Origin of the sequence: Paracoccus endophyticus, from assembly GCF_003286075.1 — a bacterium.
Lineage (GTDB): Bacteria > Pseudomonadota > Alphaproteobacteria > Rhodobacterales > Rhodobacteraceae > Paracoccus > Paracoccus endophyticus.
Genome location: NZ_QLUV01000001.1, coordinates 733,450 through 751,161 on the forward strand (window position 1 = coordinate 733,450; position 17,712 = coordinate 751,161).

The 17,712-nt window shown below is 71.0% G+C and carries 17 protein-coding genes; 10 read left to right on the forward strand and 7 right to left on the reverse strand.

The window, feature by feature from the left end; all coding sequences use genetic code 11:
- Nucleotides 1-28: 28 nt before the first annotated feature.
- The 3 genes from DPQ23_RS03500 (at nucleotide 29) to DPQ23_RS03510 (ending at nucleotide 1,765) form a co-directional block, all read left to right on the forward strand.
- Nucleotides 29-652 (forward strand): SCO family protein, encoded by a 624-nt coding sequence (locus tag DPQ23_RS03500; RefSeq protein ID WP_112873344.1) that lies wholly within the window; start codon nucleotides 29-31, stop codon nucleotides 650-652.
- 135 nt (nucleotides 653-787) lie between these two features.
- Entirely contained in the window at nucleotides 788-1,342 is a 555-nt protein-coding gene (locus DPQ23_RS03505; protein ID WP_112873240.1) for an ActR/PrrA/RegA family redox response regulator transcription factor, read from the forward strand.
- 72 nt (nucleotides 1,343-1,414) lie between these two features.
- Nucleotides 1,415-1,765, forward strand: a complete 351-nt coding sequence (locus DPQ23_RS03510; protein ID WP_112873241.1) for an H-NS histone family protein — start codon at nucleotides 1,415-1,417, stop codon at nucleotides 1,763-1,765.
- Nucleotides 1,766-1,796: 31 nt separating this feature from the next.
- Here the strand turns inward: DPQ23_RS03510 and DPQ23_RS03515 are convergent, their stop codons facing one another.
- Genes DPQ23_RS03515 through DPQ23_RS03525 form a run of 3 tightly spaced genes read right to left on the reverse strand, consistent with a single transcriptional unit; the run spans nucleotide 1,797 to nucleotide 3,624 of the window.
- The gene (locus DPQ23_RS03515) at nucleotides 1,797-2,402 is read right to left on the reverse strand and encodes an HD domain-containing protein (protein WP_112873242.1); all 606 of its coding nucleotides are present in this window, start codon (nucleotides 2,400-2,402) and stop codon (nucleotides 1,797-1,799) included.
- A 54-nt stretch (nucleotides 2,403-2,456) separates the two neighbouring features.
- Nucleotides 2,457-2,984 (reverse strand): protein-export chaperone SecB, encoded by a 528-nt coding sequence (secB, locus tag DPQ23_RS03520; RefSeq protein ID WP_112873243.1) that lies wholly within the window; start codon nucleotides 2,982-2,984, stop codon nucleotides 2,457-2,459.
- 55 nt (nucleotides 2,985-3,039) lie between these two features.
- A complete protein-coding gene (locus DPQ23_RS03525) occupies nucleotides 3,040-3,624 on the reverse strand; it encodes an FxsA family protein (RefSeq protein WP_112873244.1) in 585 nt (194 codons plus the stop codon).
- A gap of 113 nt (nucleotides 3,625-3,737) precedes the next feature.
- Between DPQ23_RS03525 and DPQ23_RS03530 the strand changes: the two genes are divergently transcribed.
- The 5 genes from DPQ23_RS03530 to pnp all read left to right on the forward strand — a co-directional run bounded on the left by DPQ23_RS03530 (nucleotide 3,738) and on the right by pnp (nucleotide 9,074).
- Nucleotides 3,738-4,385, forward strand: a complete 648-nt coding sequence (locus tag DPQ23_RS03530; RefSeq protein ID WP_112873245.1) for a Tim44/TimA family putative adaptor protein — start codon at nucleotides 3,738-3,740, stop codon at nucleotides 4,383-4,385.
- Nucleotides 4,386-4,387: 2 nt separating this feature from the next.
- Complete coding sequence (locus tag DPQ23_RS03535; RefSeq protein WP_162630615.1) at nucleotides 4,388-5,137, forward strand: Smr/MutS family protein; 750 nt, start codon at nucleotides 4,388-4,390, stop codon at nucleotides 5,135-5,137.
- 147 nt (nucleotides 5,138-5,284) lie between these two features.
- Entirely contained in the window at nucleotides 5,285-6,220 is a 936-nt protein-coding gene (locus tag DPQ23_RS03540) for a calcium-binding protein (protein WP_112873246.1), read from the forward strand.
- A gap of 157 nt (nucleotides 6,221-6,377) precedes the next feature.
- On the forward strand, nucleotides 6,378-6,647 hold the full coding sequence (gene rpsO / locus DPQ23_RS03545) for a 30S ribosomal protein S15 (RefSeq protein ID WP_112873247.1): 270 nt from the start codon (nucleotides 6,378-6,380) through the stop codon (nucleotides 6,645-6,647).
- A gap of 279 nt (nucleotides 6,648-6,926) precedes the next feature.
- Entirely contained in the window at nucleotides 6,927-9,074 is a 2,148-nt protein-coding gene (gene pnp / locus DPQ23_RS03550) for a polyribonucleotide nucleotidyltransferase (protein ID WP_112873248.1), read from the forward strand.
- Nucleotides 9,075-9,452: 378 nt separating this feature from the next.
- On the opposite strand, the gene DPQ23_RS03555 is transcribed toward pnp, so the two are convergent.
- On the reverse strand, nucleotides 9,453-10,112 hold the full coding sequence (locus DPQ23_RS03555) for a peroxiredoxin (RefSeq protein ID WP_112873249.1): 660 nt from the start codon (nucleotides 10,110-10,112) through the stop codon (nucleotides 9,453-9,455).
- Between the two features lie 217 nt (nucleotides 10,113-10,329).
- Here DPQ23_RS03555 and DPQ23_RS03560 point away from each other — a divergent pair, with 217 nt between their 5' ends.
- Nucleotides 10,330-11,775, forward strand: a complete 1,446-nt coding sequence (locus tag DPQ23_RS03560) for an aldehyde dehydrogenase family protein (protein WP_170310755.1) — start codon at nucleotides 10,330-10,332, stop codon at nucleotides 11,773-11,775.
- Between the two features lie 37 nt (nucleotides 11,776-11,812).
- On the forward strand, nucleotides 11,813-13,156 hold the full coding sequence (locus DPQ23_RS03565) for a cryptochrome/photolyase family protein (RefSeq protein WP_112873251.1): 1,344 nt from the start codon (nucleotides 11,813-11,815) through the stop codon (nucleotides 13,154-13,156).
- A 19-nt stretch (nucleotides 13,157-13,175) separates the two neighbouring features.
- Here the strand turns inward: DPQ23_RS03565 and DPQ23_RS03570 are convergent, their stop codons facing one another.
- The 3 genes from DPQ23_RS03570 to DPQ23_RS03580 form a co-directional block, all read right to left on the reverse strand.
- A complete protein-coding gene (locus DPQ23_RS03570; protein ID WP_420818563.1) occupies nucleotides 13,176-14,858 on the reverse strand; it encodes a long-chain fatty acid--CoA ligase in 1,683 nt (560 codons plus the stop codon).
- Between the two features lie 103 nt (nucleotides 14,859-14,961).
- Complete coding sequence (locus DPQ23_RS03575) at nucleotides 14,962-15,669, reverse strand: response regulator transcription factor (protein ID WP_112873347.1); 708 nt, start codon at nucleotides 15,667-15,669, stop codon at nucleotides 14,962-14,964.
- Nucleotides 15,670-15,677: 8 nt separating this feature from the next.
- Nucleotides 15,678-17,702: a PAS-domain containing protein gene (locus DPQ23_RS03580; RefSeq protein ID WP_112873252.1), complete on the reverse strand. Its 2,025-nt coding sequence runs from the start codon at nucleotides 17,700-17,702 to the stop codon at nucleotides 15,678-15,680.
- Nucleotides 17,703-17,712 lie beyond the last annotated feature (10 nt).

Below are 17,712 nucleotides of genomic sequence, written 5' to 3' on the forward strand. Positions count from 1 at the left end.
ACACCGGCTTCAACGCGAGGGCGAGACGATGACCCACCGGCGCATCATGTTCCTGGGAATGGCCGCGGCGGCACTGCTGTTGCTGATGGGATGGCTGTGGCTGAAACCCACGGGGGGCGACGCGTTCGCCCAGTGCCGGCGCGGCGCGGTGGCCGGGGGGGCGGGCGCGCTGGGGGCGCCGTTCACCCTCACCTCGGAAACCGGAGAGCGGGTGACCGACGCGCAGGTCTTTGCCAAGCCCTCACTGCTTTACATGGGATACACGTTCTGCCCCGACGTCTGCCCCTTGGACAATGCCCGCAATGCGGCGGCCGTCGATCTGCTGGACGGAAAGGGGATCGAGGTGACGCCGGTCTTCATGACCGTCGATCCGCGCCGCGACACGCCCGAACAATTGGCCCAGTTCACCGACGCGATGCATCCGCGGATGATCGGGCTGACCGGGTCGGACGAGGAAATCCGTCAGGCCGCGAAAGCCTGGCGGTTCTATTTCAAGCTCAACGACGAGACGGACAAGGAAAATTATCTGGTCGATCACATGACCACGACGTTCCTTGTCCTGCCGGGCCACGGCACGGTCGATTTCTTCGGCCGCGACGTGACGGCCGAGGAGATGGCCGATCGCGTTGCCTGTTTCGTCGAGCGGATGTGACCGCGCCCTGAACCCCGGCTTTCGGGCCGAATGAACGCGGCGGGCGCATTCGGGGTTCGGATCGATGCGGGGAATGGCGTTTGACGGGGTGCGGCAAATGGTCCTATGACCGCAGGGGCCAACAACGGAGTTGTCATGTCCGACGATATCGCCACCCGGATCGGCCCGGACCCTGCCCTGCTGCTGGTCGATGACGACGAGGTGTTCGTCGCGCGCCTGGCACGGGCCATGGAACGCCGGGGATTTCGCACCCGGGTCGCCACCAGTGTCGCGGGCGCGCTTGCGGCTGTCCAGGCCGATCCCCCTGCCTATGCGGTGATCGACCTGCGGCTCGAGGATGGCAGCGGGCTGGACGTCGTGGACGCATTGCGGGCACGGCGCGCCGATGCCCGCATCGTGGTGCTGACCGGGTATGGCGCGATTGCGACCGCGGTGGCGGCGGTCAAGATGGGCGCCACCGACTATCTTTCGAAACCGGCCGATGCCGACGAGGTGACCAGCGCCCTTCTGGCCGCCGGGGGGGCATTGCCGCCCCCGCCCGAAAACCCCATGTCGGCGGACCGGGTGCGCTGGGAACATATTCAGCGCGTTTACGAACAATGCGACCGCAATGTCAGCGAAACGGCCCGGCGGTTGCATATGCACCGCCGCACATTGCAGCGCATTCTCGCAAAGCGCGGTCCGAAATAGATTGATCCATTGCACAGGGCCCTTTTCTCTGCGATGAATGGGACAGAGAATGTCTTCAAGGGAAAACCTGTAATGGATGTCGATCTGAACGGAATGGACCTGGACCAGCTGCGCGCGTTGCGCAAGCAGGTCGATCAGGCCATTGCCTCGTTCGAAACGCGGCGCAAACGCGAGGCGATGGAGGCGATCGAAAAAGCCGCGCGCGAGCATGGCTTCAACCTGGCCGACCTGACGGCCGGCGGGGGGCGCGGCCGGGGACGCGGGCGCAAGGCCGCAGGCGGGGCCGACGAGGCCGCCGGCCGCGCGCCGCGCTATGCCCACCCCGAAGACCCGTCGCAGACCTGGTCGGGCCGCGGCCGTCGTCCGCGCTGGGTGACGGAGCAGATCGCCTCGGGCCGCGACCTGTCCGAGTTCGCGATCTGAAACCGGCGCGGGATTGACCGCCGCGTGGCGGTCAGTCCCGGTCCACCTGCGCGATCAGCGCGGCAAAGCAGTCCAGGAACGCGGCGCGGGTCTCGGCCGGGGGGCGCAGGCGGATCGCCAGCCCGTCCGGCGCCCCGTCGCCGGGCACCGGGAACAGCCGGTTCGCCTCGGCCGCGGTGAACCCTGCGATCTGCACCGCCTCAAGACGGGCCGACAGCCGGTCGGCCTGCTTGATGGCGCGCTTGACCGGCGCAGGCAGCGTCGCGGGCAGGCCAAAGCGGCGATGGATCGCCGCCGCCAGCCGCGCGTCCATCTCGCCGTATTCGACGCCCAGCGCGGATTTCACCGGCGAGATCATGTCGCCGATCACGTATTCGGGCGCATCGTGCAGCAGCGCGGCCAGCCGCCAGCGGGCGGGAACGCCCGGGTCCCGCGCCGCGAAGATCTCCTCGACCAGCAGCGAGTGTTCCGCGACGGAATAGGCCCAGTCGCCGTGCGTCTGGCCGTTCCAGCGCGCCACGAAGGCCAGGCCGTGGGCGATGTCCTCGATCTCGATGTCCATGGGCGTGGGGTCCAGCAGGTCAAGCCGGCGCCCCGACAGCATCCGCTGCCATGCCCGTGTGGCCCGTCGCGGCATGCGTTCCCCCGGCACCGGAACGCCGCGGCCTGCGGGGGCCGCGGCGCGATCAGATCACGACAGCGGGCGGTCGGCGGGCCGTTCGGCCTGCGCGCGCCGCGCGGCTTCGCTGCGGTACAGCGCCACGAAGTCCACCGGGTCCATGTTGAAGGGCGGGAATCCCCCGTCCCGCGTCACGTCCGACAGGATGCGGCGGACAAAGGGAAACAGCAGCCGCGGGCATTCGATCATCAGGAACGGATGCATCTGCTCGTTCGGCACGCCCTCGATGTGGAAGACGCCCGCATAGTCCAGCTCGCACAGGAACAGCTTGGCCTTGTCGGCCGAATTGATCGACGTGACCTTGTACTTGCAGATCACCTCGTACTGGTGGTCGGGGGTGCGCTTGCGGGCGTCCAGGCTGACTTGGATGCTGATCTCGGGCTGGACCTCGCCGCCGGTCAGGCCCTTTTGCGCCACCACGTTCTCGAACGACAGGTCGCGGATATACTGGGCCAGGATGTTCAGGCGGACCGTCTGGTCCTGCGGCTGCTGCGGGGGCGCGGGCTGCGCCGTGCCGTTGGCCGGGGTGTCGTCGGTCATGGTGTATCCCTGGATGAAGCGTCAGCCGCGGTGATAGCAAAGCGCGCAAGGCGCCTCAATGCCGCGTCCAGCCGGATCGGGGCCGCGGGCCGGGACGGGGCGGGTCCTGCGGCGGGTCCTGGGGGTCCTGCGGCCCGCCGGCGTCGGGCGGCTCAGTGTTGACCACGGTGAACGCCGCGTCCACGACCGCGCCGCGCCCCCGCGCGCCCGCGTCACCGCGCCCGGGCCAGTCCGCAGGGCCGCGCTGCGGCGCGCCCCGCAGCCCCGCGCCCATGCCGAACCCCACGCGGGTCATCCGCATCCGTGCGCCCAGCCGCCGGATCACCCAGCGCCGCACGGCAGGCACCAGCAGCGCCAGGCCCACGCTGTCGCTGAAGAACCCGGGCGTGACCATCAGCGCCCCGGCCAGCAGGATCAGCGCGCCATGCGCCAGCGGCCCGGTCGGGTCGCGCAGCTCGCGGAACGCGCCCTGCAGGTCGGCCATCGCCGCCGCCCCCTGCCGGCGCATCAGCGCCGATCCCGCGACGGCCGACAGGATCACCAGCCCGATCGTGGGCCAGAACCCGATCAGATCGCCGACCTTGAGAAACAGCGCGATCTCGACGATCGGCAGAACGACGAACGGAACCAGCAGCCACATCGGCACCCCCTGCGGTGATCGCCGGTCTTCGGCGGGTGCCGAACTGGACTTGCCGGGCACCGCTCCCTACATAGTCAGGCAATCCCGCACGACAAACCAGAGGCGCAGGCCACATGTCCAACCCGATGCTGCAGATCCTCGTTCTCGCGGCCATCGCCGTTTTCCTGATCCTGCGGTTGCGCAATGTCCTGGGCACGCGCGACGGGTTCGAGCCGCCGCGTCCGGTGGTGCCGGTCCTGGGCCGCCCCGCGGCCGCCGCACCCGACATCGACGAAGGCAGCGACGTGCTGGACCATGCCCCCGCCGGATCGCCCGCCGCCGCCGCGCTGACCGCGATGCAGCAGGCCGAGCCCGGCTTTGCGGTCGGCCCGTTCCTGGCGGGCGCGCGCCAGGCCTACGAGATGATCCTGACCGCCTTCGAGCGCGGCGACCTGACCGAGGTGCGCCCGTTCCTGGCCCCGCAGGTGGCCGAGGCGCTGGACGGCGTGATCGCCGAGCGCCAGGCGCGCGGGGTGACGTCCGAGGTCACTTATCTGGGCACCCGCGAGACCGCGCTTGAGGGGGCCGAGTACGATCCGGCGACCGGCGTGGGCGAGGTGTCGGTGCGCTTCGTGGGCGAGCTGATCTCGGTCCACCGCGACGCCTCGGGGGCGGTGGTGGACGGCGATGCCAAAGCCGCGCGCAAGCAGCGCGACATCTGGACCTTTGCCCGCCGCATGGGACAGGACGATCCCAACTGGCAGCTGGTCGCAACGGCCTGACCATGCCAGGACGCGGCGGCGCGGGACAGCCCGGCACCAAGGGGCCCCGCGCCCCGTCGGCCCGCCGCCGCAAGGGCGGACGGCTGAGCGACGAGGACCGCGACCTGTGGTCGCGCGTGACGCGCAAGGTGGCGCCCATGACGGCGGCCGAGCGCGCGCAGTTCGCCCCCATCGCCGATCCGCAGCCCGGGGCCGCGTCCTTTTCCCTGCCCACCGCCTCCGGGCCGGCCGCCGGCCGCTCGACCGGCGCCGTTTCCGCCCGCGCGGCCGCGACCGGCCCCCGGCCCCCCGTCCCCTTGCCGGCGGGTTTCCGTCTAGGCGCGGCTGCGTCCGGCGCGCCCGGCCTGTCCCCCCTTGCGCGGCACGAACCCGCGCCCGGCCCGGCCGAGCGGCTTGCCGCGCATCCGCTGCGGATGGATCACAAGACTCACAAGCAGCTGACCCGCGGCAAGCTGCGCCCCGAGGCCCGGCTTGACCTGCACGGCATGACGCTGGCGGCGGCCAAGGCCGAGCTGACCGGGTTCATCCTGTCCGCGCACGCTCAGGGACGGCGACTGGTTCTGGTCATCACGGGTAAGGGCAAGGGCGATCATGGTCCGCTGCCGACGCGATCGGGCGCGCTGCGCCACGAGGTGCCGCACTGGCTGCACATGGCGCCGCTGGTCGGGGTGGTGCTGCAGGTCGTGCCCGCTCATCTGCGCCACGGCGGGGGCGGGGCGTACTACATCTATCTGCGCCGCCGCGGCGCCTGACCCCCTGAGCAGGCCGCGGCCGCCCGTCGCCCGGGGCGCGCGTTAACCGTGTCTGAACTTTCCGGTTCGGGGACAGGGGGTTGGCCAGCTATGATCCGGTCAGGGCAGCCGGCGTTCGGCGCGGCCCGAAGGACCGGAGGATCGCCCATGCTGGTTGTCGCAAGCATGATTGCCGTTCTGATGATGGGCGTCGCCCTGGACTTCGCCTCGGATGACGGGGACGACGAGGGCGAGGGCGAGACCCGCGCCCTGCCCGGCGAGGACGACGGCGACGGCGACGGCCAGGGCGAGGGCCAGGATGGCGGCCCGTCGGTCGGGCCTGACCCCGAACCCGTCCGCTTTCTTTGGGGAAGCGGAGCCGACGAATGGCTGAGCGGCACCGAGGGGTGCGACCAGATCGTCTCGCAGGGCGGCCATGACGATGTGCGCGCGGGCCTGGGCGACGATCTCGTGCAGGGCGGTGGCGGCGATGACGTGCTCTACGGCGACGACGCCCTGGGGCAGGGCGGCGACGACACGCTGTCGGGCGGCGGCGGCGGCGACAGTGTGGTGGGCGATGGCGGCCATGACCGCCTCAGCGGCGACGGCGGCGATGATTCGCTTTTTGGCGGCGAAGGGGACGACAGCGCGGACGGTGGCGCGGGGAACGACTGGCTGACCGGCAGCGGCGGGAACGACGCGCTGCGCGGCGGCAAGGGGTCGGACGACCTGGCGGGGGACGGGGGCGACGACTGGCTGATCGGCGACGATGATGGCGCGGGGCCCGACTGGCTGCACGGGGACGGGGGCGACGACCGGCTGTCGGTCGGGTCGGGCGACTGGGCCGAGGGCGGCGCGGGCAGCGACCGGTTCGATCTGCAAGGCGCGCCGCCCGACGCGCACGGCCCGGCCACGCTGGCCGATTTCGACCCGCGCCATGACCGTATCACCATCACCTTGCCCGCGGATGCGCCGCACCCGCGGATCGACATCGACCGGCAGGCCGACGGCACCGCCATCCTGCGGATCGACGGGCAGGCCGTGGCCCATGTGCTGACGCCCCGCGGCCTTGCCGCCGCAGACATTGCGGTGACGCGGGCCTGACCCGTGCCCGCCGGGCGGCAGGGGGTTTGCTTTCCGGTCGCGTTCCCTGTATGCGCCAGCGGTCCGCCGGTCCGAATCCCCCGGCGGCATCCCTCCAAGGGCCCGTGCTGGACGACATCCCGGCCTGCGCCATAACCCTTTCCGACAGGAGACCCCGATGTCGATCACCGTCGAAGACAAGGCCCGCGTGATGGCCGAATACGCCACCAAGGCCGGCGACACCGGCAGCCCCGAGGTGCAGGTGGCCATCCTCAGCTCGCGCATCGCCACGCTGACCGAGCATTTCAAGAGCCACAAGAAGGACAACCACTCGCGCCGTGGCCTTCTGATGATGGTGGCCCAGCGCCGCAAGCTGCTGGACTATCTCAAGCGCAAGGACGAGGCGCGCTATACCGACCTGATCGCCCGGCTGGGCCTGCGCCGCTAAGGCAGCCTTCGCCCCCGCGCGGAACGACCGGACGCCCGTGGCCATTGCTGCGGGCGTTCCCATATGGGTCGTCCCGGATGGCACCGGCAGTCCGGGTCATCGCCCGAGGGGCGGGCGTCGATCATCGCGCTTTCCCGGGACGCGCTTTTCCGGTATGGCCGGCAAATCTGTGACGTGAGGCCAGCCCCGGGCCGCATGCAAAGGATAGGGGCGGCGGCAATGGGGCCGCCATGTTGACAGGGGCGACCGGAGGGCCGGCACGCACCCAGAGGAAACCAGATGTTTGAAGCTGCTGTTCAGAAATCCATCCAGTGGGGTCAGGAGACCCTGACCCTGGAAACCGGCAAGGTCGCGCGCCAGGCCGACGGTTCGGTCATCGCCACGCTGGGCGAGACCTCGGTCATGGCGAACGTGACGTTCGCGCGTGAGCCCAAGCCCGGTCAGGACTTTTTCCCGCTGACCGTGCACTATCAGGAAAAATTCTATGCCGCCGGCAAGATCCCGGGCGGCTTTTTCAAGCGCGAGGGCCGTCCGTCCGAAAAGGAGACGCTGACCTCTCGCCTGATCGACCGTCCCATCCGCCCGCTGTTCGCGCCCGGCTTCAAGAACGAAGTGCTGGTCATGTGCACGGTGCTGAGCCACGACCTGGTCAACGATCCCGACATCGTGGCGATGATCGCCGCCTCGGCCGCGCTGACGATTTCCGGCGTGCCCTTCATGGGTCCGATCGCCGCGGCGCGCGTGGGCTTTGCCCATGGCGCCTATGTCCTGAACCCCGAGGTGCAGGACATGGACCATCTGCGGTCCAACCCCGAGCAGCGCCTGGACCTGGTCGTCGCCGGCACCCGCGACGCCGTGATGATGGTCGAATCCGAGGCCTATGAGCTGTCGGAAGACGAGATGCTGGGCGCGGTCAAGTTCGGCCACGAGCAGATGCAGCCGGTCATCGGCCTGATCGTCGAACTGGCCGAGGCTGCCGCCAAGGAACCCTTCGACTTCCAGTCGCCCGACTATTCGGACCTGTATGCCCGCGTCAAATCGCTGGGCGAGGCCGACATGCGCGCGGCCTATGCCGTCCGCGACAAGGGTGAGCGGCGCGACCTGATCGAGGCGGCCAAGGCCAAGGTCAAGGCGGGCCTGTCCGAGGACGACCTGGCGAACCCGAACCTGGGTTCGGCGCTGAAAAAGCTGGAATCGGGCATCCTGCGCGGCGACATCATCAACGGCGGCGCCCGCATCGACGGCCGCGACACCCGCACGGTGCGCGCCATCGACAGCGAGGTGGGCATCCTGCCGCGCACCCACGGCTCGGCCCTGTTCACCCGTGGCGAAACCCAGGCGCTGGCGATCACCACACTGGGCACCGGCGACGACGAGCAGATGATCGACGCGCTGCACGGCACGTCGCGGTCGAACTTCATGCTGCACTACAACTTCCCGCCCTATTCGGTGGGCGAGGTGGGCCGCGTGGGGTCGCCCGGCCGCCGCGAGATCGGCCACGGCAAGCTGGCGTGGCGCGCCCTGCAAGCGGTCCTGCCGGCCCCGGCCGAGTTCCCCTATACGATCCGCGTCGTGTCCGAGATCACCGAATCGAACGGCTCGTCGTCGATGGCGTCGGTCTGCGGCGGGTCGCTGGCCATGATGGACGCCGGTGTGCCGCTGAAGGCGCCGGTGGCCGGCGTCGCGATGGGCCTGATCCTGGAAGACGACGGCAAGTATGCCGTCCTGACCGACATCCTGGGGGATGAGGATCACCTGGGCGACATGGACTTCAAGGTGGCCGGGACGGAACGCGGCATCACCTCGCTGCAGATGGACATCAAGGTCCAGGGCATCACGCCGGCGATCATGGAACAGGCGCTGGCGCAGGCCCGTGACGGCCGGATGCACATCCTGGCCGAGATGGCCAAGGCGCTGAAGGAAGGCCGCCGCGAGTTTTCGGCCCACGCCCCGCGCATCGAGACGATGACGATCCCGACCGACAAGATCCGCGAAGTGATCGGTTCGGGCGGCAAGGTCATCCGCGAGATCGTGGAAACCTCGGGCGCCAAGGTCGACATCAACGACGACGGCACCATCAAGATCGCGTCGGCGAACGCCGAATCGATCAGGAAGGCCCACGACATGATCTGGTCGATCGTGGCCGAGCCCGAGGAAGGCAAGGTCTATACCGGCAAGGTCGTCAAGCTGGTCGATTTCGGCGCGTTCGTGAACTTCTTCGGCAAGCGCGACGGGCTGGTCCATGTCAGCCAGATTTCCGGCAAGCGCCTTCAGCACCCCAACGAGGTGCTGAAGGAGGGCCAGGAGGTCAAGGTCAAGCTGCTGGGCTTTGACGACCGCGGCAAGGTCCGCCTGGGCATGAAGATGGTCGATCAGGAGACGGGTGAGGAAATCACCGAGAAGAAAGAGGAGGCGACCGCGGAATAACCCCCGGCCGCTGCCCTGCCAGATCGCCCCGGCCGCCGCGTGCGGCCGGGGCTTTTCATTGGGGGCCTTGGTGTCAGGACACCACGATCAGATGGGTGAAGGTGGCCGGGTCCAGCGTCGCCGCATCCACCCGGGCGGGGTCCGTCGACACCGGTTCTCCTGCCGATAGGGGGACACGGCGAAAGCCACCCCCTCGGCGCGCAGGCGGTCGAGCACAGGGCCCAGCACCTCGAGATCGCCCACCCTCGGGAAATGCCCGGTGACACGGGCCTTGCCGGTGGTCGGGGACGACCGAGGGTGGGTCACGCGAGCCTTGCGCGATGGGCAGGGATGCGTCCGCCGGAACCGTCCTGCGGGCAACCGGCGGGCGGGGGCCGGTCAGCCCCGGGCGGGCTGCGCGACATAGCGCAGGTAGGGCAGCTTCCGGTCCACCTTGCCGAACTTGGCCTCGGCCTGCTCGTCGGTCAGCGACAGCGCGGCGATCACGTCCTGGCCCGGCACCCAGTCGGCCGGGGTCGCGATCGGCACCCCGTCGGTCGCCTGCACCGCGTCCAGCGCCCGCAGGATTTCCGCAAAGTTCCGGCCCACCGACATCGGATAGGTCATCATCAGCCGGATCTTCTTGTCGGGACCGATGATATAGACGGTGCGGACCGTGGCGCTGTCCGCCGCGGTCCGCCCGTCGGGCAGATAGGCGTCGGCAGGCAGCATGTCATACAGCTTGGCGACCTGCAGCGAGGTGTCGTCCACGATGGCGAAGTTCGCCGGAGAGCCCGAGAACGCCTCGATGTCGCGCTTCCATTTGCGGTGGTCCTCGGCACTGTCCACGGACACGCCCAGGACCTTGGTGCCGCGCTGTTCCCATTCCTGCGCCAGTTGCGCGACGGCCCCGAACTCGGTCGTGCAGACGGGGGTGAAGTCGCGCGGGTGGCTGAAGATGATCGCATAGCTGTTGCCGACCCACTCGTGGAAGCTGATCGGTCCGTTCGATGTCTCGGCCGTGAAATCCGGCGCGATGTCGTTGATCCGCAAGGCCATGACGGCGTCCTTTGCTGTGATGATCGTTGCGCGAACCATAGGCGGCCCGCGCCCGATTGCCAGCCCGATGGCGGCCCGCCCCCGCACGCCGGGGAATGATCGGCGGCAGTCTGCCCGGCGGATCGGCAGATCGCCCGCCGCGACGGCCTTGCGGCGGCGCGGGGCGGGTGCGACCGTGCGCGCAACGTGAATGCAGGGGGATTCAGCCATGACGCAAATGGCCGACAAGCGGAAATTCTATATCGACGGCGCGTGGGTCGACCCCGCCGCGGCACGCGACCTGGAGGTGATCGACCCCACGACCGAAGAGCCGGTCGCCGTCATCTCGCTGGGCGGGCAGGCCGACACCGACCGGGCCGTTGCGGCCGCCAAGGCGGCGTTCCCGGCGTGGTCGCAGACGCCGCCCGCGGACCGGCTGGCGCTTGCCGAACGCATCCTGGCCGTCTACAGGCGGCGCAACGACGACATCGCGGCGGCCATGACGGCCGAGATGGGCGCGCCCACCGACATGTCGCGCGAGGATCAGGCCGGATCGGGGTCGTTCCACATCGAGGCGTTCATCGATGCGTTCCGCGACTTTCAGTTCATCCGCCCGCTGGGCGATCACGCCCCCACCAGCATGGTCGCATGGGAGCCGATCGGCGTCGTGGGCCTGATCACGCCGTGGAACTGGCCGATGAACCAGGTCACGCTGAAGGTGATCCCCGCCATCCTGGCCGGCAACACCGTCGTGCTGAAGCCGTCCGAGATCGCGCCGCTGTCGTCGATGGTCTTTGCCGAGGTGCTGGACGAGGCGGGCGTGCCCGCGGGCGTGTTCAACCTGGTCAACGGCGATGGGGCGGGCGTGGGCACGCAGCTGTCCACGCATCCCGACGTGGACATGATCAGCTTTACCGGATCGACCCGCGCCGGCATCGCCATCACCAAGGCCGCCGCCGACACCGTGAAAAAGGTCGCGCTGGAACTGGGGGGCAAGGGCGCCAACCTGGTCTTTGCCGATGCCGACCCCAAGGCGGTGGTGCGCGGCGCGCGGCACGTGTTCTACAACTCGGGGCAGTCCTGCAACGCGCCGACCCGGATGCTGGTGGAACGCCCCGTCTATGAGCAGGCGATCGAGACCGCGCGCCGCGTGGCCGAGGACACCGCCGTCGGCAGCGCGCACGAGCCCGGCCGCCACATCGGCCCGGTGGTCAGCCGGCAGCAGTGGGACAAGATCCAGGGCCTGATCCAGACCGGCATCGACGAGGGCGCGCGCCTGGTCGCCGGCGGCCCCGGCCTGCCCGAGGGCGTCAACCGCGGCTATTTCGTCCGCCCCACGGTGTTCGCCGACGTGACCAACGACATGACCATCGCCCGGCAGGAGATCTTCGGCCCGGTGCTGGCGATCATGCCCTTCGACACCGAGGAGGAGGCGCTGCGGATCGCCAACGACACCATCTATGGGCTGACCAACTACGTCCAGACGCAGGACGGCCCCCGCCGCAGCCGGCTGGCGCGCCAGTTGCGGTCCGGCATGGTCGAGATGAACGGCGTCAGCCGCGGCCGCGGATCGGCCTTCGGGGGCGTCAAGGCGTCGGGACGCGCGCGCGAGGGCGGCGTCTGGGGGCTGGAGGAGTTCATGGACTCCAAGCAGATCTCGGGCTGGGACACGTCGGCATCGTGACCGCCGGGCAGGGCCGCCCGGCGCGCGGCGTCCGGGGATGACGCGGCCGTCCCTGTGGTGGGTCGGCCGCGACCTGCGGCTGGCCGACAACCCCGCGTTGTCGGCGGCCGCCGCGGCCGGTCCGGTCATCCCGGTCGCGGTGCTGGACGACGCCACGGTCCCGCCGGGCGCGGCCGCGCAGTGGCGGCTGGGCCAATCGATGCATTCGCTGGACGCGCGGCTGCGCGACCTAGGCAGCCGACTGGTGGTCCGGCGCGGCGACGCGCGGACGACGCTGGCCGGGCTGCTGGCGGACACCGGGGCGCAGGCGATCCACCTGTGCGATCCGCACCCCTTCTTTGCGGTGCCGCAGGGCCTGCCCCTGGTGCTGCACCCGGCCAACAACCTGATGGCCTCGGGGACGCTGGCGACGGGGGCGGGCACGCCCTATCGCCGTTTTACCCCGTTCTGGAAATCCCTGCGCGCCCGACCCATTGCCGCGCCCCTGGACACGGCCCCGGTGCCGGCGCCCGCGGACTGGCCGGCGGGGCTTGACCCGGCGGACTGGGACCTGGGCGCGGCCATGAACCGGGGGGCCGCCGTGCTGGCCCGGCACGCCCGCATCGGCGAGGCGGCCGCGCGCCAGCGGCTGGACGCGTTCCTGGCGGACTCGCTGTCCGCCTATGGCACCGACCGTGACCGGCCGGACCGGCCGCTGGGCACCTCGGGCCTGTCGGACGCGCTGGCGCTGGGCGAGATCTCGGCCCGCAGCATCTGGCACGCCGTGCTGGACCGGGGCGGGCCGGGGGCCGAGACGTTCCTGTCGGAACTGGGCTGGCGCGACTTCGCCCGTGACCTGATGCGGCACAGCCCGGACATGGGGCGGCAGAACTGGAACCGCGACTGGGACGGCTTTCCCTGGCAAGCCGACAACCCGCAGGCCGAGGCCTGGCGCCGCGCCCAGACGGGCATCGACATGGTCGATGCCGGCATGCGCGAGATGTACGTGACCGGGCGCATGCACAACCGGGTGCGGATGATCGCGGCCAGCTTCCTGACCAAGCACCTGCTGACCGACTGGCGCGTGGGCACGCGCTGGTTCGACGACACGCTGATCGACTGGGACCCGGCGTCGAACGCGATGAACTGGCAGTGGGTGGCCGGCAGCGGCCCGGACGCCGCGCCCTATTTCCGCGTCTTCAACCCCGACAGCCAGGGCGACCGGTTCGATCCCTCGGGGCGGTATCGCGCGCACTGGCTGACCGGCCCCGGCGCCGACGCCTTTGCCGAGGCCGCGCCCCGCGCCTGGCGGGTCGATCCCCGCCGCCGCCCGCCGCCGGTGGTCACATTGGCCGCCGGCCGCCAGCGCGCGCTGGAGGCTTACGCCATCGCGCGCCGCTAGGCCCCGGCGGCAGGGGGCGTCAGTCCTGCGCGCGCCCCATCCCCTGTCCGGCCTGCTCGGACGCCAACGCGGCCAGCGCCTCGTCCCACAGGACATCGCCATGCTGCTCGCGCAGGCGGGCCTTGACGATTTTGCCGGTCGGGCCCATCGGCAGCGTGTCAAGGAAGATCACCCGGTCGGGGATCTGCCAGCGCGGGACCTTGCCGGCATAATGCGCCAGCAACTCGGCCTCGGTCAGGTCGGCCTGCGGTCGGCGGACGGCGCAGATCACCGGGCGCTCGTCCCATTTGGGGTGCCGCGCGGCGATGGCGGCGGCATTGGCCACCTTGGGGTGCGAGATCGCGATGTTTTCCAGATCGACGGTCGAGATCCATTCGCCCCCGGACTTGATGATGTCCTTGGACCGGTCGCGGATCACCATGAATCCGTCGGCGTCCAGCGTGGCGATGTCGCCGGTGTCGAACCAGCCGTCCCAGGTCAGCGCGGGCTTTTCCTGCCCGAAATAGCTGTCCACGATCCAGTGGCCCCGGATCTGCAGCTCGCCCTCGGTCTGGCCGTCGGGGGGCAGGACATGGCCTTCGGCGTCCACGATCCGCAGCTCGACCCCGAACGGCGGGCGGCCCTGGCCGTTGCGGATGCGGTCCTGGTCCTCGGCGGGCAGGTCAAGGTGCTTGGCCAGCGGCGCGTTGACGGTGCCCAGCGGGCTCGTCTCGGTCATGCCCCAGGCGTGGACCAGCTCGACCCCGTAGCGGTCGCGGAAGGCCGCGCGCATCGACGGCGGCAGGGCCGATCCGCCGACGATCGTGCGCCGCAGGGTCGCGGCGGTGGCGACCCCCGCATCCAGCGCGGCCAGCAGGCCCATCCAGATCGTCGGCACCCCGGCCGCCATGGTGACGCGCTCGGCGTCGATCAGCCGCGCGAGGCTTTCGCCGTCCAGCCGCGGACCCGGCATCACCAGCCGGGCGCCTGCGGCCGCGGCCATGTGCGGCAGGCCCCAGGCGTTGACGTGGAACATCGGCACGACCGGCATGATCGAATCGGCCGCGCTGACCGCCAGCCCGTCGGGCTGGTTGGCAAACAGCGCGTGCAGGATGGTCGAACGGTGGGAATACAGCACCCCCTTGGGGTTGCCCGTGGTCCCCGAGGTGTAGCACAGCCCCGAGGGCGCCGTTTCCTCGACGGGCGGCCACTCGAAGGCGGGGTCGCCCTCGGCCAGCAGCTCGTCGTGAAACAGCAGGCCCGGCAGGGCCGTGGCCGCGTCGTCGTCGCGCGGCCCCATCAGCACGATGCCGCGCACCGACGTCAGCCGGTCGCGCACCGCCACGATCAGCGGCACGAAGGTCTTCTCGACGAACAGCATCCGGTCCGACGCGTGGTTGACGATATAGACCAGCTGTTCGGGCGTGAGCCGGGGGTTGATCGTGTGGCAGACCATCCCCGCGCCGGGCACGCCGAAGTACAGTTCCAGGTGGCGGCGGTTGTTCCAGGCGACGGTGCCGATCCGGTCGCCGGGTTCGATCCCCCGGCGGATCAGGGCCGAGGCGATGCGGCGCGCGTTGTCGGCAACCGCGCCCCAGGTCACGCGCTCGAACCCGCCCTCGGTCAGGGCCGAGACGATCTCGGTTGCGCCGTGCCAGCGCGCGGCATGGTCGATCAGCGATCCGATCGACAGCGGTTGGGTCATCATCCGGCCAAGCAGCATGGCAGTCCTCCGTTTGGGGGATGATTGCGGCGCGGGCGGCGTGCAGGCAAGCGCGTCGCTGCGGCAGAACGCGCGGGACACGGCGCAGGGGCGCAGTGCGGTATCAGCCCCACTCGACCCCGGACAGGAAGATATAGCCCGCGCCGTAGATCGTCTTGATCAGCCGCGGGTTGCGCGGGTCCTCGCCCAGCTTGGTGCGCAGGCGCGAGATGCGGACATCCATCGCCCGGTCGAAGCTGTCGCCCGCCGCACCCCCCAGCGTCTCGAGCATCTGCGCGCGGCTGATCAGGCGGCGCGGACTGTCGAGGAACATCCGCAGCATCTCGGCTTCGGCGTGGCTCAGCGGCGTGTCCGCGCCATCGGGGCCGGTCAGGGCATAGCGGTCGAAATCGGCCGTCCACCCCGCAAAGCGGGCGCGCTGCGACGGGCGCGCGACCTCGCGCGCGGGACGGCGCAGGCGGGCGCGGATGCGCGCCACGACCTCGGCCGGGTCGAAGGGCTTGGTGACATAGTCGTCGGCCCCAAGCTCCAGCCCCGTGACGCGGTCCTGCACCTGCGCGCGGCCCGAGATGATGATGATCGCCGCGCCCGATTCGGAGGCCAGGCGGTGGACCAGCGCCAGCCCGTCGCGGTCGGGCAGGCCCAGGTCGATCAGGCAGGCGTCGGGCGTCATCCGGCGCAGGCCCGCCTCGAACTCGGTCGCGCGGGCGAAGGCGGCGGTGCGAAAGCCCGCCTCCTCCAGCGTGGCGGCCAGCAGGCGGCGGATGTCGGGCTCGTCGTCCAGGATGGCGATCAGCGGGGCGTCGGTCATGGGGGCCTTCATCGTGGGGCGGGCTTGCCCGGCGCCGAGTCGGGCGTGGCGGAACCGGGCCGGGCGGGATCGGCCGGGGCGGCCTCGTGCCTCGAGGCGGACAGCGAGGGGGCGGGCAGCGAGAGGTCGGGCGCCGGCGGGGAACCGGGGCGCGCGGGGGCGGTGCGGGCGGCGATCAGCGTCGCCAGCTCGGCCGCGGCGAAGGGCTTGGTCAGCACCGGCACCCCCAGCCCGCGGCGGTCCGGGTCGTCCGGGGGCAGGGCGGTCATCAGGATCAGCGGCAGCGGCCCCGCGGCCAGCGCCGATCCCGACCCATCGCCCAGTTGCAGGTCCGACAGCACCAGCGTCAGCCCTGGCAGGTCGGCCAGGCCCTGCGCCTCGGCAAGCGATCCGGCCTCGATCACGGCATGGCCCATGCCGGTCAGCATGGCGCGGACCTGCGCGCGGATGTCGTCGTCGTCCTCGACCAGCAGGACCATCTGGCGCAGCACCCGGCGCAGCGGCAGGCGCAGGCGGACGCGGCCCCCGCCGCCCGGCACGTTGCCCACCCGCAGCGTCCCGCCTGCCAGCTTGGCGTGGTCGTAGACCATCGGCAGGCCCAGGCCCGAACCGCGGCCGCCCTTGGTGGTGAAAAACGGCTCGACCGCGCGGGCCAGCGCCTCGGGCGTGAAACCGGGGCCGCTGTCGGTGACCGACAGCTCCAGCCAGTCGCTGACCGCCCGGGCCTCAAGCGCGATGCGGCCGCTGTCCATCCCGGCCCCGGCGATCGCGTCGCGTGCGTTCAGGATGAGGTTCAGCAGCGAATCCTGCAGCGCCCCCGGATCCAGCAGCACCTGGCCCATGCCGGGGCCGCAGTCCACGGCCAGCGCCAGCCCGGGCCCCAGCGTGGGGCCGGCCATGGCCGCCAGGTCCCCCAGCAGGGCGGGCAGGTCCACGGCTTCGAGGGTCATGTCGCGGGGCGCGGTGATCTTGGCGATCCGCGCCAGCAGCGCCGCGCCGCGCCGCGCGGCCGCCAGCGTGCCGGCCACGTCGTCGGCGGCCTCGGGCGGCAGCCCGGCGCGGGCGAGGCGGCCCTGCAACCCCAGGATGATGGTCAGCAGGTTGCCGAAGTCATGCGCCAGCCCCGATGTCATCTGCGCGGCCGCCGCACGCCGCGCCCCGTGGGTCAGGGCCTCGCGGGCCTGCACCTCGGCGGTGACGTCGGTGGACAGCACATAGGCCCCGGCGCCCGCCCCGTCGGGGGTCAGCGCGATGCGGATGCGCCGGCCCGACGGGGGGTGCGTCACCTCGAACACCTGCGGCCGGCCGGCGACCGCGGCGTCCAGGTGCGGGCGCAGGCGGGCGAACGTCTCGGTCCCCAGCACCTCGGCCACGGTGCGGCCGACGATGCCGGGGGCGGCGCCGGGAAACACCTTGTCGATCTGCCGGTTCGAGAAGGTGTAGCGATAGTCGGCCGCCACATGCGCGATGTGGGCGGGCACCATCTCGGTCACATGGCGGGTGCGGGCCTCGCTTTCGGTCAGGACGCGCTTGGCCTCCTGCAGGGCGGCGTTCGTGGCGGCAAGCTCGCGGTTGGCGGCCGACAGGCGCTCGGCGTGGGCCAGCACCTGCCCCGACAGCTCCTCGGACCGGGCGCGCAGCAGCACCTCCTGCATGCGGATCGCGGTGATGTCGGTATAGACGGCGATCCAGCCGCCCTGGCCCAGGGGCGAGCCCTCGACCGAGATGATGCTGCCGTCGGGGCGGGTGCGCTCGAGGTAATGGGGCTGGAACGTCCGGGCCTGCGCGACGCGGGCGCGCACCGCCGCCTCGGGATCGTCCTGCGGGCCGTATTCGCCGCGCAGCACCATGTAGCGGATCGTGTCCTCGAAGCTGGTACCGGGTCGGGTCAGCCGGTCGGGCAGGTCGAACATCAGCTGATAGGGCCGGTTCGACACGGCCAGCCGCAGGTCGGCGTCAAAGATCGAGATCGCCTGCTGGATCAGGTTCAACCCCGACTGGGTCAGTTCGGCGCGGCTGTCGGACGGAACCATGCGCCTTGGC

Bases quoted from the DNA above. Each gene is read 5' to 3' on its own strand.
- DPQ23_RS03500 (WP_112873344.1), top strand. From the start codon at position 29: ATGACCCACCGGCGCATCATGTTCCTGGGAATGGCCGCGGCGGCACTG.
- DPQ23_RS03505 (WP_112873240.1), top strand. From the start codon at position 788: ATGTCCGACGATATCGCCACCCGGATCGGCCCGGACCCTGCCCTGCTG.
- DPQ23_RS03510 (WP_112873241.1), top strand. From the start codon at position 1,415: ATGGATGTCGATCTGAACGGAATGGACCTGGACCAGCTGCGCGCGTTG.
- DPQ23_RS03515 (WP_112873242.1), bottom strand. From the start codon at position 2,402: ATGCCGCGACGGGCCACACGGGCATGGCAGCGGATGCTGTCGGGGCGC.
- secB (WP_112873243.1), bottom strand. From the start codon at position 2,984: ATGACCGACGACACCCCGGCCAACGGCACGGCGCAGCCCGCGCCCCCG.
- DPQ23_RS03525 (WP_112873244.1), bottom strand. From the start codon at position 3,624: ATGTGGCTGCTGGTTCCGTTCGTCGTTCTGCCGATCGTCGAGATCGCG.
- DPQ23_RS03530 (WP_112873245.1), top strand. From the start codon at position 3,738: ATGTCCAACCCGATGCTGCAGATCCTCGTTCTCGCGGCCATCGCCGTT.
- DPQ23_RS03535 (WP_162630615.1), top strand. From the start codon at position 4,388: ATGCCAGGACGCGGCGGCGCGGGACAGCCCGGCACCAAGGGGCCCCGC.
- DPQ23_RS03540 (WP_112873246.1), top strand. From the start codon at position 5,285: ATGCTGGTTGTCGCAAGCATGATTGCCGTTCTGATGATGGGCGTCGCC.
- rpsO (WP_112873247.1), top strand. From the start codon at position 6,378: ATGTCGATCACCGTCGAAGACAAGGCCCGCGTGATGGCCGAATACGCC.
- pnp (WP_112873248.1), top strand. From the start codon at position 6,927: ATGTTTGAAGCTGCTGTTCAGAAATCCATCCAGTGGGGTCAGGAGACC.
- DPQ23_RS03555 (WP_112873249.1), bottom strand. From the start codon at position 10,112: ATGGCCTTGCGGATCAACGACATCGCGCCGGATTTCACGGCCGAGACA.
- DPQ23_RS03560 (WP_170310755.1), top strand. From the start codon at position 10,330: ATGGCCGACAAGCGGAAATTCTATATCGACGGCGCGTGGGTCGACCCC.
- DPQ23_RS03565 (WP_112873251.1), top strand. From the start codon at position 11,813: ATGACGCGGCCGTCCCTGTGGTGGGTCGGCCGCGACCTGCGGCTGGCC.
- DPQ23_RS03570 (WP_420818563.1), bottom strand. From the start codon at position 14,858: ATGCTGCTTGGCCGGATGATGACCCAACCGCTGTCGATCGGATCGCTG.
- DPQ23_RS03575 (WP_112873347.1), bottom strand. From the start codon at position 15,669: ATGACCGACGCCCCGCTGATCGCCATCCTGGACGACGAGCCCGACATC.
- DPQ23_RS03580 (WP_112873252.1), bottom strand. From the start codon at position 17,702: ATGGTTCCGTCCGACAGCCGCGCCGAACTGACCCAGTCGGGGTTGAAC.